Annotated in this window: 10 protein-coding genes and 2 pseudogenes; 3 read left to right on the top strand and 9 right to left on the bottom strand. The window is 73.5% G+C overall.

Annotation, left to right across the window (positions count from 1 at the left end; genetic code table 11):
• Positions 1-77: 77 nt before the first annotated feature.
• The 6 genes from AB0M46_RS21865 to AB0M46_RS21840 all read right to left on the bottom strand — a co-directional run bounded on the left by AB0M46_RS21865 (position 78) and on the right by AB0M46_RS21840 (position 8,546).
• Positions 78-1,049, bottom strand: coding sequence for a methionine synthase (locus AB0M46_RS21865; protein ID WP_363338648.1), 972 nt, complete (start codon positions 1,047-1,049; stop codon positions 78-80).
• Positions 1,050-1,063: 14 nt separating this feature from the next.
• Positions 1,064-2,137, bottom strand: a complete 1,074-nt coding sequence (mnmA, locus tag AB0M46_RS21860) for a tRNA 2-thiouridine(34) synthase MnmA (protein WP_363338646.1) — start codon at positions 2,135-2,137, stop codon at positions 1,064-1,066.
• A gap of 356 nt (positions 2,138-2,493) precedes the next feature.
• On the bottom strand, positions 2,494-3,441 hold the full coding sequence (locus tag AB0M46_RS21855) for a chitosanase (RefSeq protein ID WP_363338644.1): 948 nt from the start codon (positions 3,439-3,441) through the stop codon (positions 2,494-2,496).
• Positions 3,442-6,096 carry a glycosyltransferase gene (locus AB0M46_RS21850; RefSeq protein ID WP_363338642.1) on the bottom strand — a complete coding sequence of 885 codons (2,655 nt, stop codon included), beginning with the start codon at positions 6,094-6,096 and terminating at the stop codon, positions 3,442-3,444.
• Positions 6,093-6,818, bottom strand: coding sequence for a hypothetical protein (locus AB0M46_RS21845; RefSeq protein WP_363338640.1), 726 nt, complete (start codon positions 6,816-6,818; stop codon positions 6,093-6,095). The genes AB0M46_RS21850 and AB0M46_RS21845 overlap by 4 nt, the downstream gene beginning before the upstream one ends.
• Before the next feature lie 564 nt (positions 6,819-7,382).
• Positions 7,383-8,546 (bottom strand): cysteine desulfurase family protein, encoded by a 1,164-nt coding sequence (locus tag AB0M46_RS21840; RefSeq protein ID WP_363338638.1) that lies wholly within the window; start codon positions 8,544-8,546, stop codon positions 7,383-7,385.
• Positions 8,547-8,652: 106 nt separating this feature from the next.
• Between AB0M46_RS21840 and AB0M46_RS21835 the strand changes: the two are divergent.
• From AB0M46_RS21835 to AB0M46_RS21825, 3 genes and pseudogenes are all read left to right on the top strand, one after another.
• A pseudogene (locus AB0M46_RS21835) lies at positions 8,653-9,735 on the top strand (sigma factor); the annotation flags it as partial.
• A gap of 564 nt (positions 9,736-10,299) precedes the next feature.
• Positions 10,300-10,548 (top strand): annotated as a pseudogene (locus AB0M46_RS21830) (sigma factor-like helix-turn-helix DNA-binding protein); the annotation flags it as partial.
• A gap of 763 nt (positions 10,549-11,311) precedes the next feature.
• Entirely contained in the window at positions 11,312-11,848 is a 537-nt protein-coding gene (locus tag AB0M46_RS21825) for an anti-sigma factor (RefSeq protein WP_363338636.1), read from the top strand.
• 55 nt (positions 11,849-11,903) lie between these two features.
• Here the strand turns inward: AB0M46_RS21825 and AB0M46_RS21820 are convergent, their stop codons facing one another.
• The 3 genes from AB0M46_RS21820 to AB0M46_RS21810 form a co-directional block, all read right to left on the bottom strand.
• Positions 11,904-12,860, bottom strand: coding sequence for an electron transfer flavoprotein subunit alpha/FixB family protein (locus AB0M46_RS21820; RefSeq protein WP_363338633.1), 957 nt, complete (start codon positions 12,858-12,860; stop codon positions 11,904-11,906).
• Between the two features lie 16 nt (positions 12,861-12,876).
• Positions 12,877-13,656 carry an electron transfer flavoprotein subunit beta/FixA family protein gene (locus AB0M46_RS21815; RefSeq protein WP_363338631.1) on the bottom strand — a complete coding sequence of 260 codons (780 nt, stop codon included), beginning with the start codon at positions 13,654-13,656 and terminating at the stop codon, positions 12,877-12,879.
• A 427-nt stretch (positions 13,657-14,083) separates the two neighbouring features.
• Complete coding sequence (locus tag AB0M46_RS21810) at positions 14,084-15,388, bottom strand: ABC transporter permease (RefSeq protein ID WP_363338629.1); 1,305 nt, start codon at positions 15,386-15,388, stop codon at positions 14,084-14,086.
• Positions 15,389-15,468: the final 80 nt, after the last annotated feature.

Below are 15,468 nucleotides of genomic sequence, written 5' to 3'. Positions count from 1 at the left end.
CAAAAAATCCGCTACTCAACCTCGCCGACCTCGCCGAAGGGCCGCTGCTCGACGGCGCCGACATCGCCGGACGGCCGTTACTCGGCGTCGCCGGTCAGCCGGCGGCCGGCCTCCCGGACGGCGGTCAGCGCCGCCGTCGCCTTGGCCGTCGGCGGCAGGCCGCACGGCGGGGTCACGACCACCTGCTCCGCCATCGACTTCAGCGGGAAGCCCAGCTTGCGCCACAGGTCCCGCACCTGCCCGGACAGGTCCTTCGCGTCCCGCCCGGACACGCCGGCGAAGAGCCCCAGCCCGGCATCCAGCTGCTCGCCGAGGGCGTCCAGGTCGCGCACCAGCGACAGGTCGAGCGCCACCGCGCGGGCGCCGGCCTCGCGCAGCAGCTCCAGCGGCACCGACGACGCGCAGCAGTGCACGACGACGTCCGCCCCGGCCGCGGCCACGACCCCCGACAGCGCCGCCCGCGCGACCGCGGGGTCGACGGCCCGCAGCGTCCCGAACCCGCTCTCGGTCGGCACCCGCCCGGCCAGCACCGCCGGCAGCGACGGCTCGTCCAGCTGCAGCAGCACCGTCGCGTACGGCAGCCGCGCCCGCACGTCGGCGACGTGGGCCCGCACCCCGTCGGCCAGCGACGCCGCCAGGTCGCGGCAGGCACCCGGGTCGCGCAGCACCTGCCCGCCGATCGGCAGCCCGAGCGAGGCGGCCAGCGTCCACGGCCCGGGAACCTGCACCTTGAACACGCCGCCGTACTCGCCCGCCTGCTCCGTCATCGCGTCCAGGTCGCGTTCCAGCAGGTCGAGCGCGACGCGCAGGTCGTGGCCGGGCCGGGTGGCCACGCGCCACCGCGCGGCGTACAGCTCGATCGGCAGCTCCACCAGGAACGCGCCCCCGCGCCCGATCATGTCCGCGCCGGGCCCCCGCGCGGGCAGCTCGGGCAGGTGCGGCAAGTCGGGCAGCTCGCCCAGCACGATGCGCTGCGCCTCGGCGACGTCGGTGCCGGGCATGGAGCCGATGCCGGTCGCCGATCCGACCGGCCAGGGAAACGAGGTCACAAACCGCTCCGTAGTCAGGAGGTCTCGGCGATCGTCGCCGAGCCCAGCACGATGTCGCCGTCCGGCGACGGCTCGTAGCACACGATCGCCTGCCCGGTCGCGATCCCGCGCGCCGGGCGCCCGAGCGTGGCGACCAGCCGCCCGTCCGCGACCTGCACGGACGCGGGCACCGTCTCGCCGTGCGCGCGCATCTGCACCTCGCACGCGACGTCGCCGCCCCCGGGCCCGTGCCACACCGTCCGCTCCCCCACCACGGCCGCCACGTCCAGCGCCGTCACCGGGCCGACCGTCACCGTGTTGGTCACCGGCGTGATCGACAACACGTAGCGGGGGGTGCGGTCCGGCGCGGACACGCGCAGGTCGAGCCCGCGGCGCTGCCCCACCGTGTACGCATACGCCCCCTCGTGCCGGCCGATGACCGCCCCGGTGATGGCGTCGACGATGTCGCCGGGCGCGCGCCCGAGCCGATCCGCGAGGAAGCGCTTGGTGTCGCCGTCGGCGATGAAGCAGATGTCGTGGCTGTCGGGCTTGTCCGCCACCGCCAGCCCGCGCTCGGCCGCCTCCTCGCGGACCTGGGCCTTGGTCGAGTCCCCGAGCGGGAACATCGCCCGGTCCAGCTGCGCGCGCGTCAGCACAGCCAGCACGTAGGACTGGTCCTTGCCCAGGTCAACGCTGCGCCGCAGCAGCCCGTCGGGGCCCAGTCGCGCGTGGTGGCCGGTGACCACCGCGTCGAACCCGAGCGCGACCGCGCGATCCAGCACCGCCGCGAACTTGATCTTCTCGTTGCACCGCAGGCACGGGTTCGGCGTCCGGCCGGCCGCGTACTCCGCGACGAAGTCGTCCACCACGTCCTCGTGGAACTGCTCGGCCATGTCCCAGACGTAGAACGGGATCCCGATGACGTCCGCGGCCCGGCGCGCGTCGCGGGCGTCCTCGAGCGTGCAGCAGCCACGCGCGCCTGTGCGGTAGGTCTGCGGGTTGCGCGCCAGCGCGAGGTGCACGCCGGTCACGTCGTGGCCGGCCGCCACCGCGCGCGCGGCCGCCACCGCCGAGTCGACCCCACCGGACATCGCCGCCAGCACTCTCACGCCCACAAGCCTACCGGCGAGCCAAGCCGACGCCCCCGCGCGCGGCCCGGTCGGGACCGGTGCTGCTCCCGCGGGTGTCGCCGTGCCGGCTCGGGGCCGGCCGAGGATGGCAAGCAGGGCGAGGCCGCGACCCATGGTTTGGAGTCTCGTGCGGGCGCTCGTTCGCCCGCGGCATCCCTCCCGGCGCCGTGCCTGCCCGGCTCGGACGCGGGGCGGCGCCCGCCCGCCCGCCGTCTGCGGTCGGCCCGGCTTGGGCCGGACGTGTGGACGAAAGACCGCCCGGACGCGATCTCCGCGATCCGGGCGGCCGGTGCTCGCGGGCCGGCCCGTTCCTGACGGACGGGCGCGCCCACGCGTCAGTTCGCGAGGTCGTACGTGTCGCCGTACACCCGCCAGCGCAGCGGCGGGTTCAGGTCGAAGTTGCGCGCGGCCAGGAACACCCGCTGGGCGTCGTTGATGCGGCTGTCGTCGTCGTGCCCGCGCTCGGCCTCCATCAGGTCCACCCGCGCGTCCAGGAACGCCTCCAGATACGCGGCCTCGTCGCCCCCGCGCGCGGGTGGCGGGGCCTTGGCGGCGGCCGCGCGCCGCAGCTTGGCCAGCCCGTTGGCGCCGTGCATGACGATCGCGTCGTAGTACACGAACTGCCCCAGCACCCGCAGGCCGTCCTGCTTGGCCTGGCTGAGCGCCGGGTTGAAGTACAGCCGGTCCCGCTCGGCGTCCTGCGCCGCCCGGAAGGCCGGATCGGCCGCGGCCGCGCGCCAGTCCCTGGTGAAGTTCGGGTCCAGGCCGGCGTGCGAGGCGCTGCCGTTGACCCGTTTGAGCGCCGGCAGGTAGGCCGCCAGCCGGTTGCCGGGCACCGCCGTCGTGTACCGCTCGACGACGGCGCGCATGTCACCGGTACCGCTGCAGAACCCCACGATGCCGCCCGTGTACCCGCGGCCGTCGTGGATGTCCTCGATGTAGGCGTACTGCGCGGTCCAGTCCAGCGTCGAGTTCTCCGCGCTGGACACCAGCCGCATCGCGATGTCCTTCTTCTGCGGGTCGGAGAGGTCGCCGGCGACCTGCCGGTTCGGCCCCACCCGCACGGATCGCCTGCCGTCCGGGCTCGGCGCGACCGCCACGCCCGCGCCGGCCCCGGCACTCCCGGGCTCGCTCGCCGCCGGCGAGGCGTGCACCGCCGTCTGCTCGGCCGCGTCCGCGCCCGCGCCGTCCCCGCCGCCGCGCACGGTCAGCGAGGCCAGCGCCAGCGACGCCACGATGAACACCGCCACCCCCAGGGGGCGGCGCAACGAACTGCGCCCCACTCAGGACTCCTCGCCCTCGGACCCGGCCGCGCTGGAGGAACGCAGCAGCCTCGTGCGTGACCCGGCGTACAGCGCCGCGGTGTGCTCCGACACCCGGTGCTCGGGCGCGGAGGCGTGCGGTACCTGCGCCACCCCGCGTCGCGGCGGGCCGGTCGGGGCCGGGCCACCCACACCGCCATCCGTGCCCGTCGCGTCCGCGGGAGGCCAAGCACGGGCCGAATCGTCCCCTTCCGCGGGCGGCCAGGCACCGGCCGCCCCGAACGCATCCGTGCCCGCAGGCGGCCGGCTGCCCAGCCTGGTCGCGCCCGCGCGGGCTGACGGCCAGCCATCCGCCGGCGCACCCACGGATGCCCAACCGTCCGCCTGCTCATCAGCGGCGAAACCGGCACCGCCCCCGGGCGCGCCCGCGTCGTTGCGCCCGAACTCGGATGCGCCACTGTGCGCGCCGACCGGCCCAGATCCCGAGACGCCAGCCGGCGCGGACGCAGGCGCGGAGCCGCCCGGCGGCGTGGTCGCGATCGGCGCGCTCGACCCGGCCGAGCCGGCCCGGTGCAGCTTGTGCCAGCGCAACCGCGCCCCGGTCAGCGCCGTGCCCATCGACTGGATCAGCACGATGTACATCAGCTGCCGGTACACGAACTGCTGCAACGGCAACACCCACAGCGGTCGCAGCTTCTCCTTGTCCAGGCGGAACGCCACCACCGCGGTCAGCACCTGCATGCCGAACATCGCCAGCCACGCGATGGTGGTGATCTTCCAGCTGGAGAAGAACAGGCCGTACACGAGCAGGATGTCGATGAGCGGGGCCAGCAGCGGCAGGGCGATACCGAAGAAGGCGATGAAGGGCAGCCCCACGCGCCCGAAGCGGCCCGACGGGCCCCGGTCGACGAGGGAGCGCCGGTGCTTCCACATCGCCTGCATGGTCCCGTAGCTCCAGCGGTACCGCTGCAACCACAACTGCCGCAGGGTGCTCGGCGCCTCCGTCCACGCGCGGGCGCGCTCCTCGTACACCACCCGCCAGCCGGTCCGGCACAAGGCCATCGTCGCGTCGGTGTCCTCGGCCAGCGTGTCGTGGCTGATGCCGCCGATGTCGCGCAACGCCTGGCGGCGAAACGCCCCGATCGCGCCCGGGATCGTCGGCATGACCTGCAGCAGGTCGTAGAGACGGCGGTCCAGGTTGAAGCCGATGACGTACTCGATGTGCTGCCACCGCGCGACGATGGAGCCCCGGTTGCCGACCTTCACGTTGCCCGCCACCGCGCCGACGGTCGGATCGGCGAACGGCTGGACCAGGTGACGTACCGAATCCGGCTCGAACACGGTGTCGCCGTCGACCATGACGATCAGGTCGTGCTTGGCCAGGGCGACCCCGACGTTGAGCGCGTTGGGCTTGCCGCCGTTGGGGATGCGCACGACGCGCACGTTGGGCAGCCCCATGGCCTCCACGAGCGCGGCCGTGCCGTCCGTGGAGCCGTCGTCGACGACCACCACCTCGATGCCGCCGGGGTGGTCGCCGCCCGCGAGGGAGCGCACCGCGGCCTCGATGCCCTCCTTCTCGTTGTAGGCGGGCACGATGACCGACACCGGCTCCTCCACCGGCGGCCCCCACCGCCACGTCTTCGCCCGACGCTTCCGCGCGTGCCGGCCGGCGAGGAGGAACAGCGCGAGCGTGCGCCCGATCGTCAGGACCCCGACGATCAGGAACAGCACCCGCAGCAGCTCCATGATCCAGTCGGCCACCGACACCGCCGTCACGAGCGCGATGGCGCGGCGCTTGTCGGCCGGGGTGGCCGGCGCGTCCACGGCGACGTCGCGGCCGTCGAGGGCCTTCGCGAGGCCGCCGGAGACGGTCGTGAAGGTGTACCCACGCTGCTGCATCATCGGGATGAACCGGTCGAGGGCCTCGATCGTCTGCGCGCGGTCGCCACCCGCGTCGTGCATGAGCACGATCGAGCCGTTGTCGCCCTCAGGCGTCGCGCCACGCACGATCGCGTCCACGCCCGGGCGGCTCCAGTCGCGGCTGTCCGTGTCGGTCATCACCGAGAGGTAGCCGAGCTGCCCCGCCTCCTCGATCAGCGGCCAGTTGGCGTCGTCGATGGCGTTGGCACTGGACGAGTACGGCAGGCGCAGCAGCGCCGACTTGCGCCCAGTCGCGCGGATGACGGCGAGCTGCGTCTGGGAGTACTCCAGCTCGCGCTGCCACTGCGAAAGGTTGTCCAGGCGCGGGTGGGTGAAGCTGTGGATGCCGATCTCGTCGCCCCCGCGCGCGAGCTCGGCGACGATGTCCGCGTGCCGGGTCACCTGCGTGCCCACCACGAAGAACGTCGCATTGACGTTGTGCCGGCGCAGGACCTCGACGATGCGCGGCGTCCACTGCGGGTCGGGCCCGTCGTCGAACGTGAGCGCGATGGTCTTGGCCGGCAGTGTGTACGAGCGCACCGCCCCGTTGCGCGTGTCGATGATCGGCCCGCCGTCGATGACCGACTGCGGCACGCGGGTCCGAAGACCTCTGCCCTCACTGTGGTCGGGGTGGAACTCGGCGTTCACGTACGCCTCGACGAACAGCACGCCCGCGAGCATGCTCAGCAGGAGCACGCCGAAGACGAGGCGGGTGAACGAGAACCGTTTCTTGTCGTCCTTCCTCCGACGGGTCACGCCGGTCCCAAGCTCGCGGTGGCGCTGGGGCTCGCGACAGTTCCGCCGGTTCCCGAAGTGGTACCGCTGGAGCTCACCATCGGCGACACGCCCGGCCGCCCCGTGGTGGTCTCACCGACCTGATCGGTGCCGAGAGGGGGCTTGACGGCGCCGGTGGATGTCGCACCCTCGGTCGGCTCGACCGACGGCGGAGGCAACGACGGCTTCCCGCTCGGCTTGGTGCTCGGCTTGGTGCTCGGCGTCGGGGACTTCGACGGCTGCGTCGAGGGCGGGGCGTCGGTGTTGGTGCCCTCGGCGGCCGGCGTGGTGGTCGCCTCGCCGGCGGGCGCGGTCGTCGTGATCGGCACCCCCGACGGCACGGGCACGGCCCCGATCTGACTGGGCTTGTTATTGGTGATCTTCTTCGCCTGGGTGACCGGCGCCCGGTTCGCCGCCGGGGTGCCGTTCGCGCCCGGCTGCGTCACCGGCTGCTGCGGATCGAGCACGGGAAGGTTGTTCACGAGGTCGGGAAATGGCAGCAGCTGCTGCGGTTCCAAAGGCCCACCGGCAAGGCTGGTCGCCACCAGCGCCCCGTAGACGAGCGTGGCCGCCCCGAGCACACCGAATATGACGCGGATCCGCTTTCCCCGGCGACCGGTGGCATCGACAAACACGGGTGAAGAGAGGTCACCCATCGCGATGACATCGGTGGAATCCTCGGCGGAAGGGGTTTCGACAGACACTGCAGAAACATAGGGTGAGCTGCGGACTTAAGCGGCAGGAAAACCGTTAGAGAAAACCCGTAACCAAATTGTCGTCCCGTCTAGCAGGCAATATTGACGATGCCACCCGAGAATTCACCCATACGGCTTCCCCCCGACGGCCGACCACTTCCGGCGTCGCCCGTCCGGAACTCGCCTGCTCTTCGCCCTCACGCGAGCGCCGATTCCGGCGATCCCAAGAGGCCGCATCTGCTGTCCACCGCGCCCGGGCGGGACTCGGCAGCCACGAGTCGGACTACATGCCGGGCATACGGGAGCCGCGCCCGGGCGCGCCTGGCAGCGACCCGCCACACCGCCCGTCCAGTAGCCGCGCCGCCCCGCACCGGGGCAGCCGTGAGCCCAGGCAGCGGTGCTCCGATGGCTCGAGCATCGATGCAAGCTCGGGCGGCCGGGCGTGCAGCGCACGACCACACGCACACGAGCATGGGCGCGGGCGCAGACGGCCCAGGCAGGCGCGGACGCGGGGACGGGAGAAGCGGGGGCGGTGAGGCGGCGGTAGCAGGGGCGGATGCGGATGTGCGCGGGTCAGCGGCTCTTGGTGGCGGCGCGGTGGGCCCGCTCCACTGCGCCCGGGAGCGCCGCGACCAGCGCGTCCACGTCGGCCATGGTCGAGGTGTGGCCGAGCGTGAAGCGCAGCGAGGAGCGCGCCCGTGCGTCGTCGGCGCCCATAGCGAGCAGCACATGCGAAGGCTGGGCCACGCCGGCCGAGCACGCGGAGCCGGTGGAGCATGCGATGTCCTGGGCGTCCAGGAGGAGCAGCAGGGCGTCACCCTCGCAGCCGGGGAACGAGAAGTGGGCGTTGGCCGGCAGGCGGTCGTCGGGGTCGCCGTTGAGGATGGCATCCGGTACCGCCGCGCGGACGCGCTCGACCAGGGCGTCGCGCAGTCGGCCGATGTGCTCGGCGGACTCGCGCTGGGTCTTCACCGACAGCTCCAGGGCCACGGCGAAGGCCACGATGGCGGGCACGTCGAGGGTGCCCGAGCGCACGTCGCGCTCCTGGCCGCCGCCGTGGGCCAGCGGCGTGCAGTCGACCTCGCGACCGAGCAGCAGCGCGCCCGCGCCGATCGGGCCGCCGAGCTTGTGGCCACTCACGGTCAGGGCGGCCGCGCCGCTCGCCGCGAAGTCGACCGGCACCTGGCCGACGGCCTGCACGGCGTCGGTGTGGAACGGCACACCCCCGCGCGCGGCGAGCGCGGCCAACTCGGTGACCGGCTGCACGGTGCCGACCTCGTTGTTGGCCCACATGATCGTGGTCACCGCGACGTCGTCCCCGGCCAGCGCCTCGGCGAGGGCCTCCGGGTGGACCCGCCCCGAGGCGTCGACGGGCAGCCAGGTGACGTCGGCGCCCTCGTGTCGCTCCAGCCAGGCCACAGAGTCCAGGACGGCGTGATGCTCCACCGAGCTCGCCACAACCCGGTTGCGGCGCGGATCGGCCGCCCTACGGGCCCAGAAGATGCCCTTGACGGCGAGGTTGTCGCTCTCGGTGCCGCCCGCGGTGAAGATCACCTCCGAAGGACGGGCCACCAGCGCGGCGGCGATCCGTTCCCTCGCTTCCTCCACCCGCCGGCGCGCCTGGCGACCGGGGGCGTGGAGTGACGAGGCGTTGCCGATATCCCGCGCGGTAGCGACGTAGGCGTCGAGCGCCTCCGGGATCATCGGCGTGGTGGCGGCGTGGTCAAGGTACGGCATCGGGCCCAAGCCTAACGGCCGGGCACTCCTTACTCCTCCTCCGGTGGCACCGGGGAGCCCGCGCCCGGACGACCAACCCCTACCCGAACGCGACGACATCAGCACCATGCGTGATGGGTGGTCATTGCCGGGCGAGCGTACTCGTACGCCATCGATTCCCAACAATCGAGGTAGGACCCCCGATGCCCGGGATCCACGCCGCCCGCACCACACGGCCGCGGTTACCGTCCGTGATGGTTGCCGGACACCGGGATCTGTTCCGCAATCTGCAGAATCGCGTGCGGGTGGTAAGGGGCGTCACGGGGTGGAACCAAGGTATGGGAAAGTCCACGACCCGTGCCGCGCGCGCCCGGGAGCCGAATGCTGGTCCACGACAACCCGTACCCAGCGACCTTCAGGACGTGCCTGTGCGATCGCAACCGCGGCAACCGAGCGGACGGCGCCGGTGAGCGCCGAGCAGCCGCACGGCAACCCCGGCGGCGACGCCGCCCCCGACCCGCTCCGCCCCACCACCGACCCGGCCGACTCCCGCGAGCCGTCCCCGGACGGCGAGAACGGTCCCCGCGCGACGTCGCGCCCCGACACCGGGGACGGCGACCGCGCCTCGACCCGCCCGGACGCCGCGGACCACGGCCACACGCCGGCTCACGCCGACCACGCGGACGACGGCCACACGCCAGCCCACCCCGACCACACCGACGACGGCCACACGGCCGCCGGCCCGGACGCCGCTGACGACAGCCACGCCCCGACCACCCTTGCGGACGACGGGCATGCGTCGACCCGCCTCGACGGTATGGGCGGCTCCGGCAGGGCGCCTCATGGCGACGACTCCCGCGCGACACCGCGCCCCGGTGAACCCGGTGAACCCGGCGGCGAGGACGAGGCCGGCGGGCCCAACGAGCCGGACGGCGGGCATGACGCGCACGTACGGCTCGACGTGGACGGCAGGGACAACCTGGGCAAGCTGTTCCGGGCCGGGGATGAGCGGGCGCTGCGAGTGGCGTACGGGAGGTTCGGGCCGGCGGTGTTCCACCTCGCGCTGCGGGGCGTCGGCGGGGCGCCTGACGCCGCGGACATCACCCGGGCCACCTTCGTCGCGGCGTGGCGCGGGCGCGCAGACCGCGACCCCGCGGGGGGGTCGATGCTGGGCTGGCTGCTCGGCATAGCCCGGAGCAAGATCGCCGAACGCGTCCGCGCGGGCGCGTTGGCCGAGTCCGCGGCCGAGTCGGTACGCCGCATGGCCGGCCTCGCCCGTAACCGCGCCGCCGAACCGCTTCCCGGCCGGATGTCCGAGCCGGCCCCTGGCCGGAGGACTGAACCGGCTTCCGGCCGGGCAGCCGAACCTGCTTCGGATCGGACGGTCGAATCGCCTCCCGAACGGGCGAGTGACGCATCTCCGGGCCGCACGGGCGACAAGCCCCCCGCAGGTACGAGCGACACGTCTCCCGGCGACGCAGGCGACATACCCCTGGCGCAACCGGGCGACACGCCCGCCGCGCGACCGGGCGACACGCCTCCCGCGCGGCCAGGCGACGCGTCTCCCTCACGCACGAGCGACACGCCTCCCACACGGCCAGGCGACACGACTCCCTCACGCACGAGTGACATGTCGCTCGGTCGCGCGGGCGCGGCCGAGACGGATCGGGGGGCCGACGCGACGGATCGAGCTGTGGAGGTGGCCGCCGGGGGCGGTGCGTCCGAGGCCGGTGCCGGGCGAGAGACCTCGGCGGAGCGGATCGTCGATTCGCCGCCGGATCGGGTGGTCGAGCGGCTGGTGCTGGCCGACGAGCTGGCCGCGCTCTCGGGCGACCAACGCCGCGCGCTCGAGCTGGCGTTCTACGACGGGCTGACGCACCCGCAGATCGCGGCGCTCGCCGGTCTGCCGCCCGATGTTGTGAAGGGCCACCTGCGGCAAGGGATGGACCGGCTGCGCGGCCGATTGGAGGTGGACGGTGCCACATCCGGAGCCCGAGCGGCTGGTACTCCAGGCGCTCGGTGAGGCGGCCCTCGACCGGGACGAAACGGGTCATCTCGAGGCGTGCGAACGGTGCCGCGGCGAGCTTGACTCGCTGCGCGACGTCGCCGGGCTCGGGCGGAACACGCAACGGCTGCGGGAGCTTCCGCCGCCGCCGGAGCACGTCTGGCAGCGCATCCGCGCGGAGCTGGCCGCAGCCGGGCGCGATCAGCCGCCCCCGCCGGATGATCTGCAACCGGGCCGCCCGGACTCGTCCAGTTCGGCGCCGGCCTCCCCTCCTCCGGACGATGTGCGCTGGGCGACGCCACCCGGTGGCACCGTCCCGCCTTCGTCGCCGCGCGACCCGATTGCGAGCGCGCCTCCGCGCGATGCGGCGCCACCCTGGGCCCTGTCGTCGAGCGACGCGGCCCGGGCGGCGTCCGGGGAGTACGCGGGCCCGGGTGCGTCGGCGGCCGACGGTCTGGTGGACACCTGGGACGCCGAGGACGCCGACGGAGGATCGGGCCTGGACGGAGCTGGCGTGCACGGCCCAGAAGGCGTGGACACAGACGGCGAGAGCACGTCCGCCGGCGCTAACAGCCGCGCGGGCGCGGGCATGGCCCCGGTTGCAGGAACAAGGGCAAACGCCCGCGCGGGGGCGAGGGCGGGCACGGGCACGGGCACGGGCACGGGCACGGGCACGAGGGCAGGGGCCGGCACGGGCACGGAAACCGGCGCCGGCACGGGCACGAGGACAGGGGCCGGCACGGGAGCGGGCACGGACACGGGATCCGGCGCGGGCGCCGGGATGGCAACAGATCGAACGGGTGGAGGCGCCGACAAGGGCTCGACCAACGCGACGGCCCAGCAAGACGACGCGCGGAGGCGGGGCCGCAAGGCAGTCATCGGGCTCGTCATCGCGGTCGCGGCGGCGGCCGGGGCGGGTGGGGCCGGGCTGGACGCGGTACTGGCCGCGCGGGACGACGGCGCCGACTGCCGGGCGCAGGACGCCCGGGTGCGGCTCGAAGTGGTCGGCGGCCCGCCGGGCGGCGGGACGGGCTACGCATGCGTGCGGACGGTCGACGACCAGCGCCGCGTCGTCGTGAGGGCCGACGGCATGGCCGTGCAGAGGGACGGCGACTACGAGGCGTGGCTGCTCGACGGTACGGGCCCGGGAGAGGGCGTGGTGGCGCTCGGGAGGCTCGGACGCGGCCCGAGCCTGGCGTTGAGCGTGCCGGCGGCGATGGACATCCGGCGGTACAACATCGTGGACATCTCGATCGAGCCGCACGACGGCACGCCCGGGCACTCCGGACGCAGTGTGCTGCGCGGGCGCCTGCCCTGAAGACAGCGCAACGGCGCCGGCCACGGAGGGCGGGCGCCGTTGCGGCGGCGTGGGGCTACTTGCGCTTGCGGATCTCCTCGGCGGCCTGCGGAACGACCTTGAACAGGTCGCCGACGACGCCGAAGTCGGCCAGCTCGAAGATCGGGGCCTCGGGGTCCTTGTTGACCGCGACGATGGTCTTCGAGGTCTGCATGCCGGCGCGGTGCTGGATGGCACCGGAGATGCCGAGGGCGACGTACAGCTGCGGGGACACGGTCTTGCCGGTCTGGCCGACCTGGAACTGGTGCGGGTAGAAGCCGGAGTCGACGGCCGCGCGGGAGGCGCCGACCGCGCCGCCGAGCAGGTCGGCGAGTTCCTCGACCAGCTTGAAGTTGTCCGCGCTGCCGACGCCGCGGCCGCCGGAGACGACGACTGAGGCCTCGGCCAGCTCCGGGCGGGCGCCCTTGGCCTCGACCCTGCGCTCCACGACCTTCGCGAGCTTGTCGCGGTCCTCGACGGTGACCTCGAGCGCCTCGACGGCGGGGGTGGCCGGCGCGGGGGCCGGGGTGAGGGAGTTCGGGCGCACGGTCACGAGCGGCAGGCCCTTGGTGACCTTGGACTTCACGATCGTGGAGCCCGCGAAGACCACTTGGGTTGCGGTACCGCTGGAATCCAGATCGACGACGTCCGTCAGGATGCCGTTGTCCAGCTTGACCGCGACCCGCGCGGCGATCTCCTTGCCCTCCTGGGAGGAGGCGAGCAGGACCGCCGACGGCGAGACGCGCTGGATCAGCGCGGCCAGGACGGTGGCCTTGGGCGCGACCAGGTACTCGTCGAGGTCGGCGCCGGCCGCCGCGTAGATCTTCGTCGCGCCGTACTCGCCGAGCTTCTCGGTGAGCGCGTCCGCGGAGCCGCCGAGCACGACGGCGGAGACGTCCCCGCCCAGCGTGCGGGCCAGGGTGAGCATCTCGAGCGTGACCTTCTTGACCCCGCCCTGCGAGGAGGCCTCGACTACGACCAGAACTTCAGCCATGGTTTCCCGTCTCCCCTTACACGAACTTCTCGGAGGCGAGGTACTCGACGACCTTCACGCCGCCGTCGTCGCCCGCGTCGATCTTGTTGCCGGCCTGACGCGGCGGGCGCTTGCTGTGCTCGACCACGGCGCTGGTTGAGCCGTCGAACCCGACCTCGCCGGCCGCGATGCCGAGATCGCCCAGCGACAGGGTCTGCAGCGGCTTCTTCTTGGCCGCCATGATGCCCTTGAAGGAGGGGTACCGCGGGTCGTTGATCGTGTCCCAGACGCTCACCAGCGCGGGCGTCGCGGCGGTGACGACCTCGTAGCCCTCGTCGGTCTGCCGCTCGATGGTGAGCTGCGAGCCGTCGACGGTGAGCTTCCGCGCGCCGGTGAGGGCGGCGATGCCGAGGCGCTCGGCGATCATGTGCGGGATGACCTGGACGCGCCCGTCGGTCGACTCGGCGCCGCAGACGACCAGGTCGGCGTTCTGCTGCGCGATGGCGGCGGCCAGCACCTTCGAGGTGGTGACGGCGCACGAGCCGTGCAGCGCGTCGTCGACGACGTGGACGGCCGAGTCCGGGCCCATGGACAGCGCCTTGCGGATCGACTCGGTCGCGCGGTCCGGCCCGACGGTCAGGACGACGACCTCGCCGCCGTGCGCCTCCTGGAGGCGCAGGGCCTCCTCGATGGCGTACTCGTCCATCTCGTTGATCACATTGTTCGCCGACGCGCGGTCGACGGTGTTGTCGTCACTGCGCAGGTTGCGCTCCGCGCCGGAGTCCGGCACCTGCTTGACGAGTACGACGATCTTCATCGTGGTCCGAGGTCCTCCTGCTCGACAGTCACCGCGCCGTCGCTGGCGACTTGCGCCCCACGTTACGACTCGTCGCGGGTGATACCAGGTTCGCCTCCCAGATGTTACTGGGCAGTAGGTTCGCCGTGGCGGTGAAAAGTGTCACGAGCAGGGCGCACCCTTAGTGCGGGAGGGTCCGGATATGTCGGAGAATTCGGTCATTTTGCAGGCGGAAGTCACGGAGTCGGTTCGTCCACCGTCGGCCGGCATCGCCCCGCATGCTGCGGAAAAGTTCACACACCGTCGGCGCGAGCCTCCGGACGATCACCTCTGCACGTGTGGCCACCTGCGTGAGGTCTGCGTCTCCGCCACCATCCGCACCCTGTGGCACTACGCCAGCACCCCCTGATCTCAGCAATTCACCCGATATGTCGCCGGGCAACGGGGACTACTCCACGGACATGGCGGCCGAGATGGACGTGCGGGTGGCGCGGCGGGCCGGGGGCAGGGCCGCGAACGCGGCGGCGAACGTCGCCAGCGCAGCGTACAGAACGAGCTGGCCGACCGGGACCACCGGATAGCCGTGCCCATACTGCCGGATGAGCCCGACGGCGGCGGCCGCGCCCGTCAGCACCCCCAGCAGCGTGCCCGCCGTGGCGCCCACCGCCGACATCAGCACGGCCTCCAGGACCAGGGTCGCGCGCAGCTGCAGCCGCGACAGCCCCAGGGCGCGCAGCAGGGCCGACTCGCGGGTGCGCTCCAGCACCGACAGGGCCAGCGTGTTGGCGATGCCGGTCAGCGCGATCATGATCGACATGCCCAGGAGGGCCTGGAAGACCAGCAGCTGGCGGTCCAGCGTCTCGGTCAGCTTGGCCCGCCACTCGGCCTGGCTGGAGACCTGCACGCGGGGCTCCTGCGCGACGGCGGCGTCGACCGCGGCCCGGGACGTCTCCGCGGGCACGCCCTCGGCCGCCTTGACCAGCACCGAGTCGGGGCCGGCCGAGCCGAAGGCGGCGGCGTAGTCGGACCAGTCGACGAGGACCTCGCCGTCGGTGGGGGCGTCGTCGTACAGCGCGACCACGCGCAGGGACAGCTCGGCGCCCCCGGGTGGACGCGGGTGCAGGGTGACGGTCGAGCCGACCGTGGCGCCCAGGGCGGCGGCGAAGGGGCCGTGCAGGGCGGCGGTGCCGGGCCCGAAGGCGGCGACCGAGCCGGACATGACCTCGGGGCGCAGCACGGTGGCCAGGGCGCCGGGCTCCATCGACCAGACCTCGGCGCGGCGTCCGGACACCTGGCCGCCGCGGCTGCGGGCCCCGGCCACGGCGGCGAACTCCGGCCGGGTTCGCAGGGCGTCCAGGACCGCCGACGGTACGGCGGGAGCCTGCGCCCCCGCCACAAAGCCCCCGGTCACGACGTAGTCGACGGAGAAGTTCTCGTCCAGCTCACGCTCGGACTGGACCCGGGTGGTGGCCAGGAGCACGGCGAAGAGGCTCATCAGGGCCAGCCCGACGGCGAGCGCGCCGGTGGTGGCGGCGACCCGCTTCGGGTTGCGGCGGGCGCCCTGCACGGCCAAGCGCGCGGGGGCGCCGAAGAGGCGGGCGGGCAGCCAGCCGGCCCAGGCGGTGAGCCGGCCGATCACGAAGGGGCCGGCGGCGACCGCGGCGCCGAAGAGCCCGATGGCGCCGAGGAAGACCACCGGTACGCCGAGAAACCCCGGCGCCCGGGTGCCGGCGGCGACGAGCACGGCGCCCACGGCGGCCAGCAGCCACGCCCCGGCCAGCCGACTTCGGCACCGCCTGCACCACCTGCCCACTACGCGCCCACTGCACCGAC

This window comes from Dactylosporangium sp. NPDC051485 (assembly GCF_040682015.1).
Taxonomy (GTDB): domain Bacteria; phylum Actinomycetota; class Actinomycetes; order Mycobacteriales; family Micromonosporaceae; genus Dactylosporangium.
The sequence above is the reverse complement of the archived record's forward strand: the minus strand, read 5'-3'. Positions and strand labels throughout refer to the sequence as shown.

What these genes read in the sequence shown, in the direction of transcription:
- AB0M46_RS21840 (WP_363338638.1), bottom strand. Translation starts at nt 8,546, where the DNA reads ATGCCGTACCTTGACCACGCCGCCACCACGCCGATGATCCCGGAGGCG.
- AB0M46_RS21825 (WP_363338636.1), top strand. Translation starts at nt 11,312, where the DNA reads ATGGCAACAGATCGAACGGGTGGAGGCGCCGACAAGGGCTCGACCAAC.
- AB0M46_RS21820 (WP_363338633.1), bottom strand. Translation starts at nt 12,860, where the DNA reads ATGGCTGAAGTTCTGGTCGTAGTCGAGGCCTCCTCGCAGGGCGGGGTC.
- AB0M46_RS21815 (WP_363338631.1), bottom strand. Translation starts at nt 13,656, where the DNA reads ATGAAGATCGTCGTACTCGTCAAGCAGGTGCCGGACTCCGGCGCGGAG.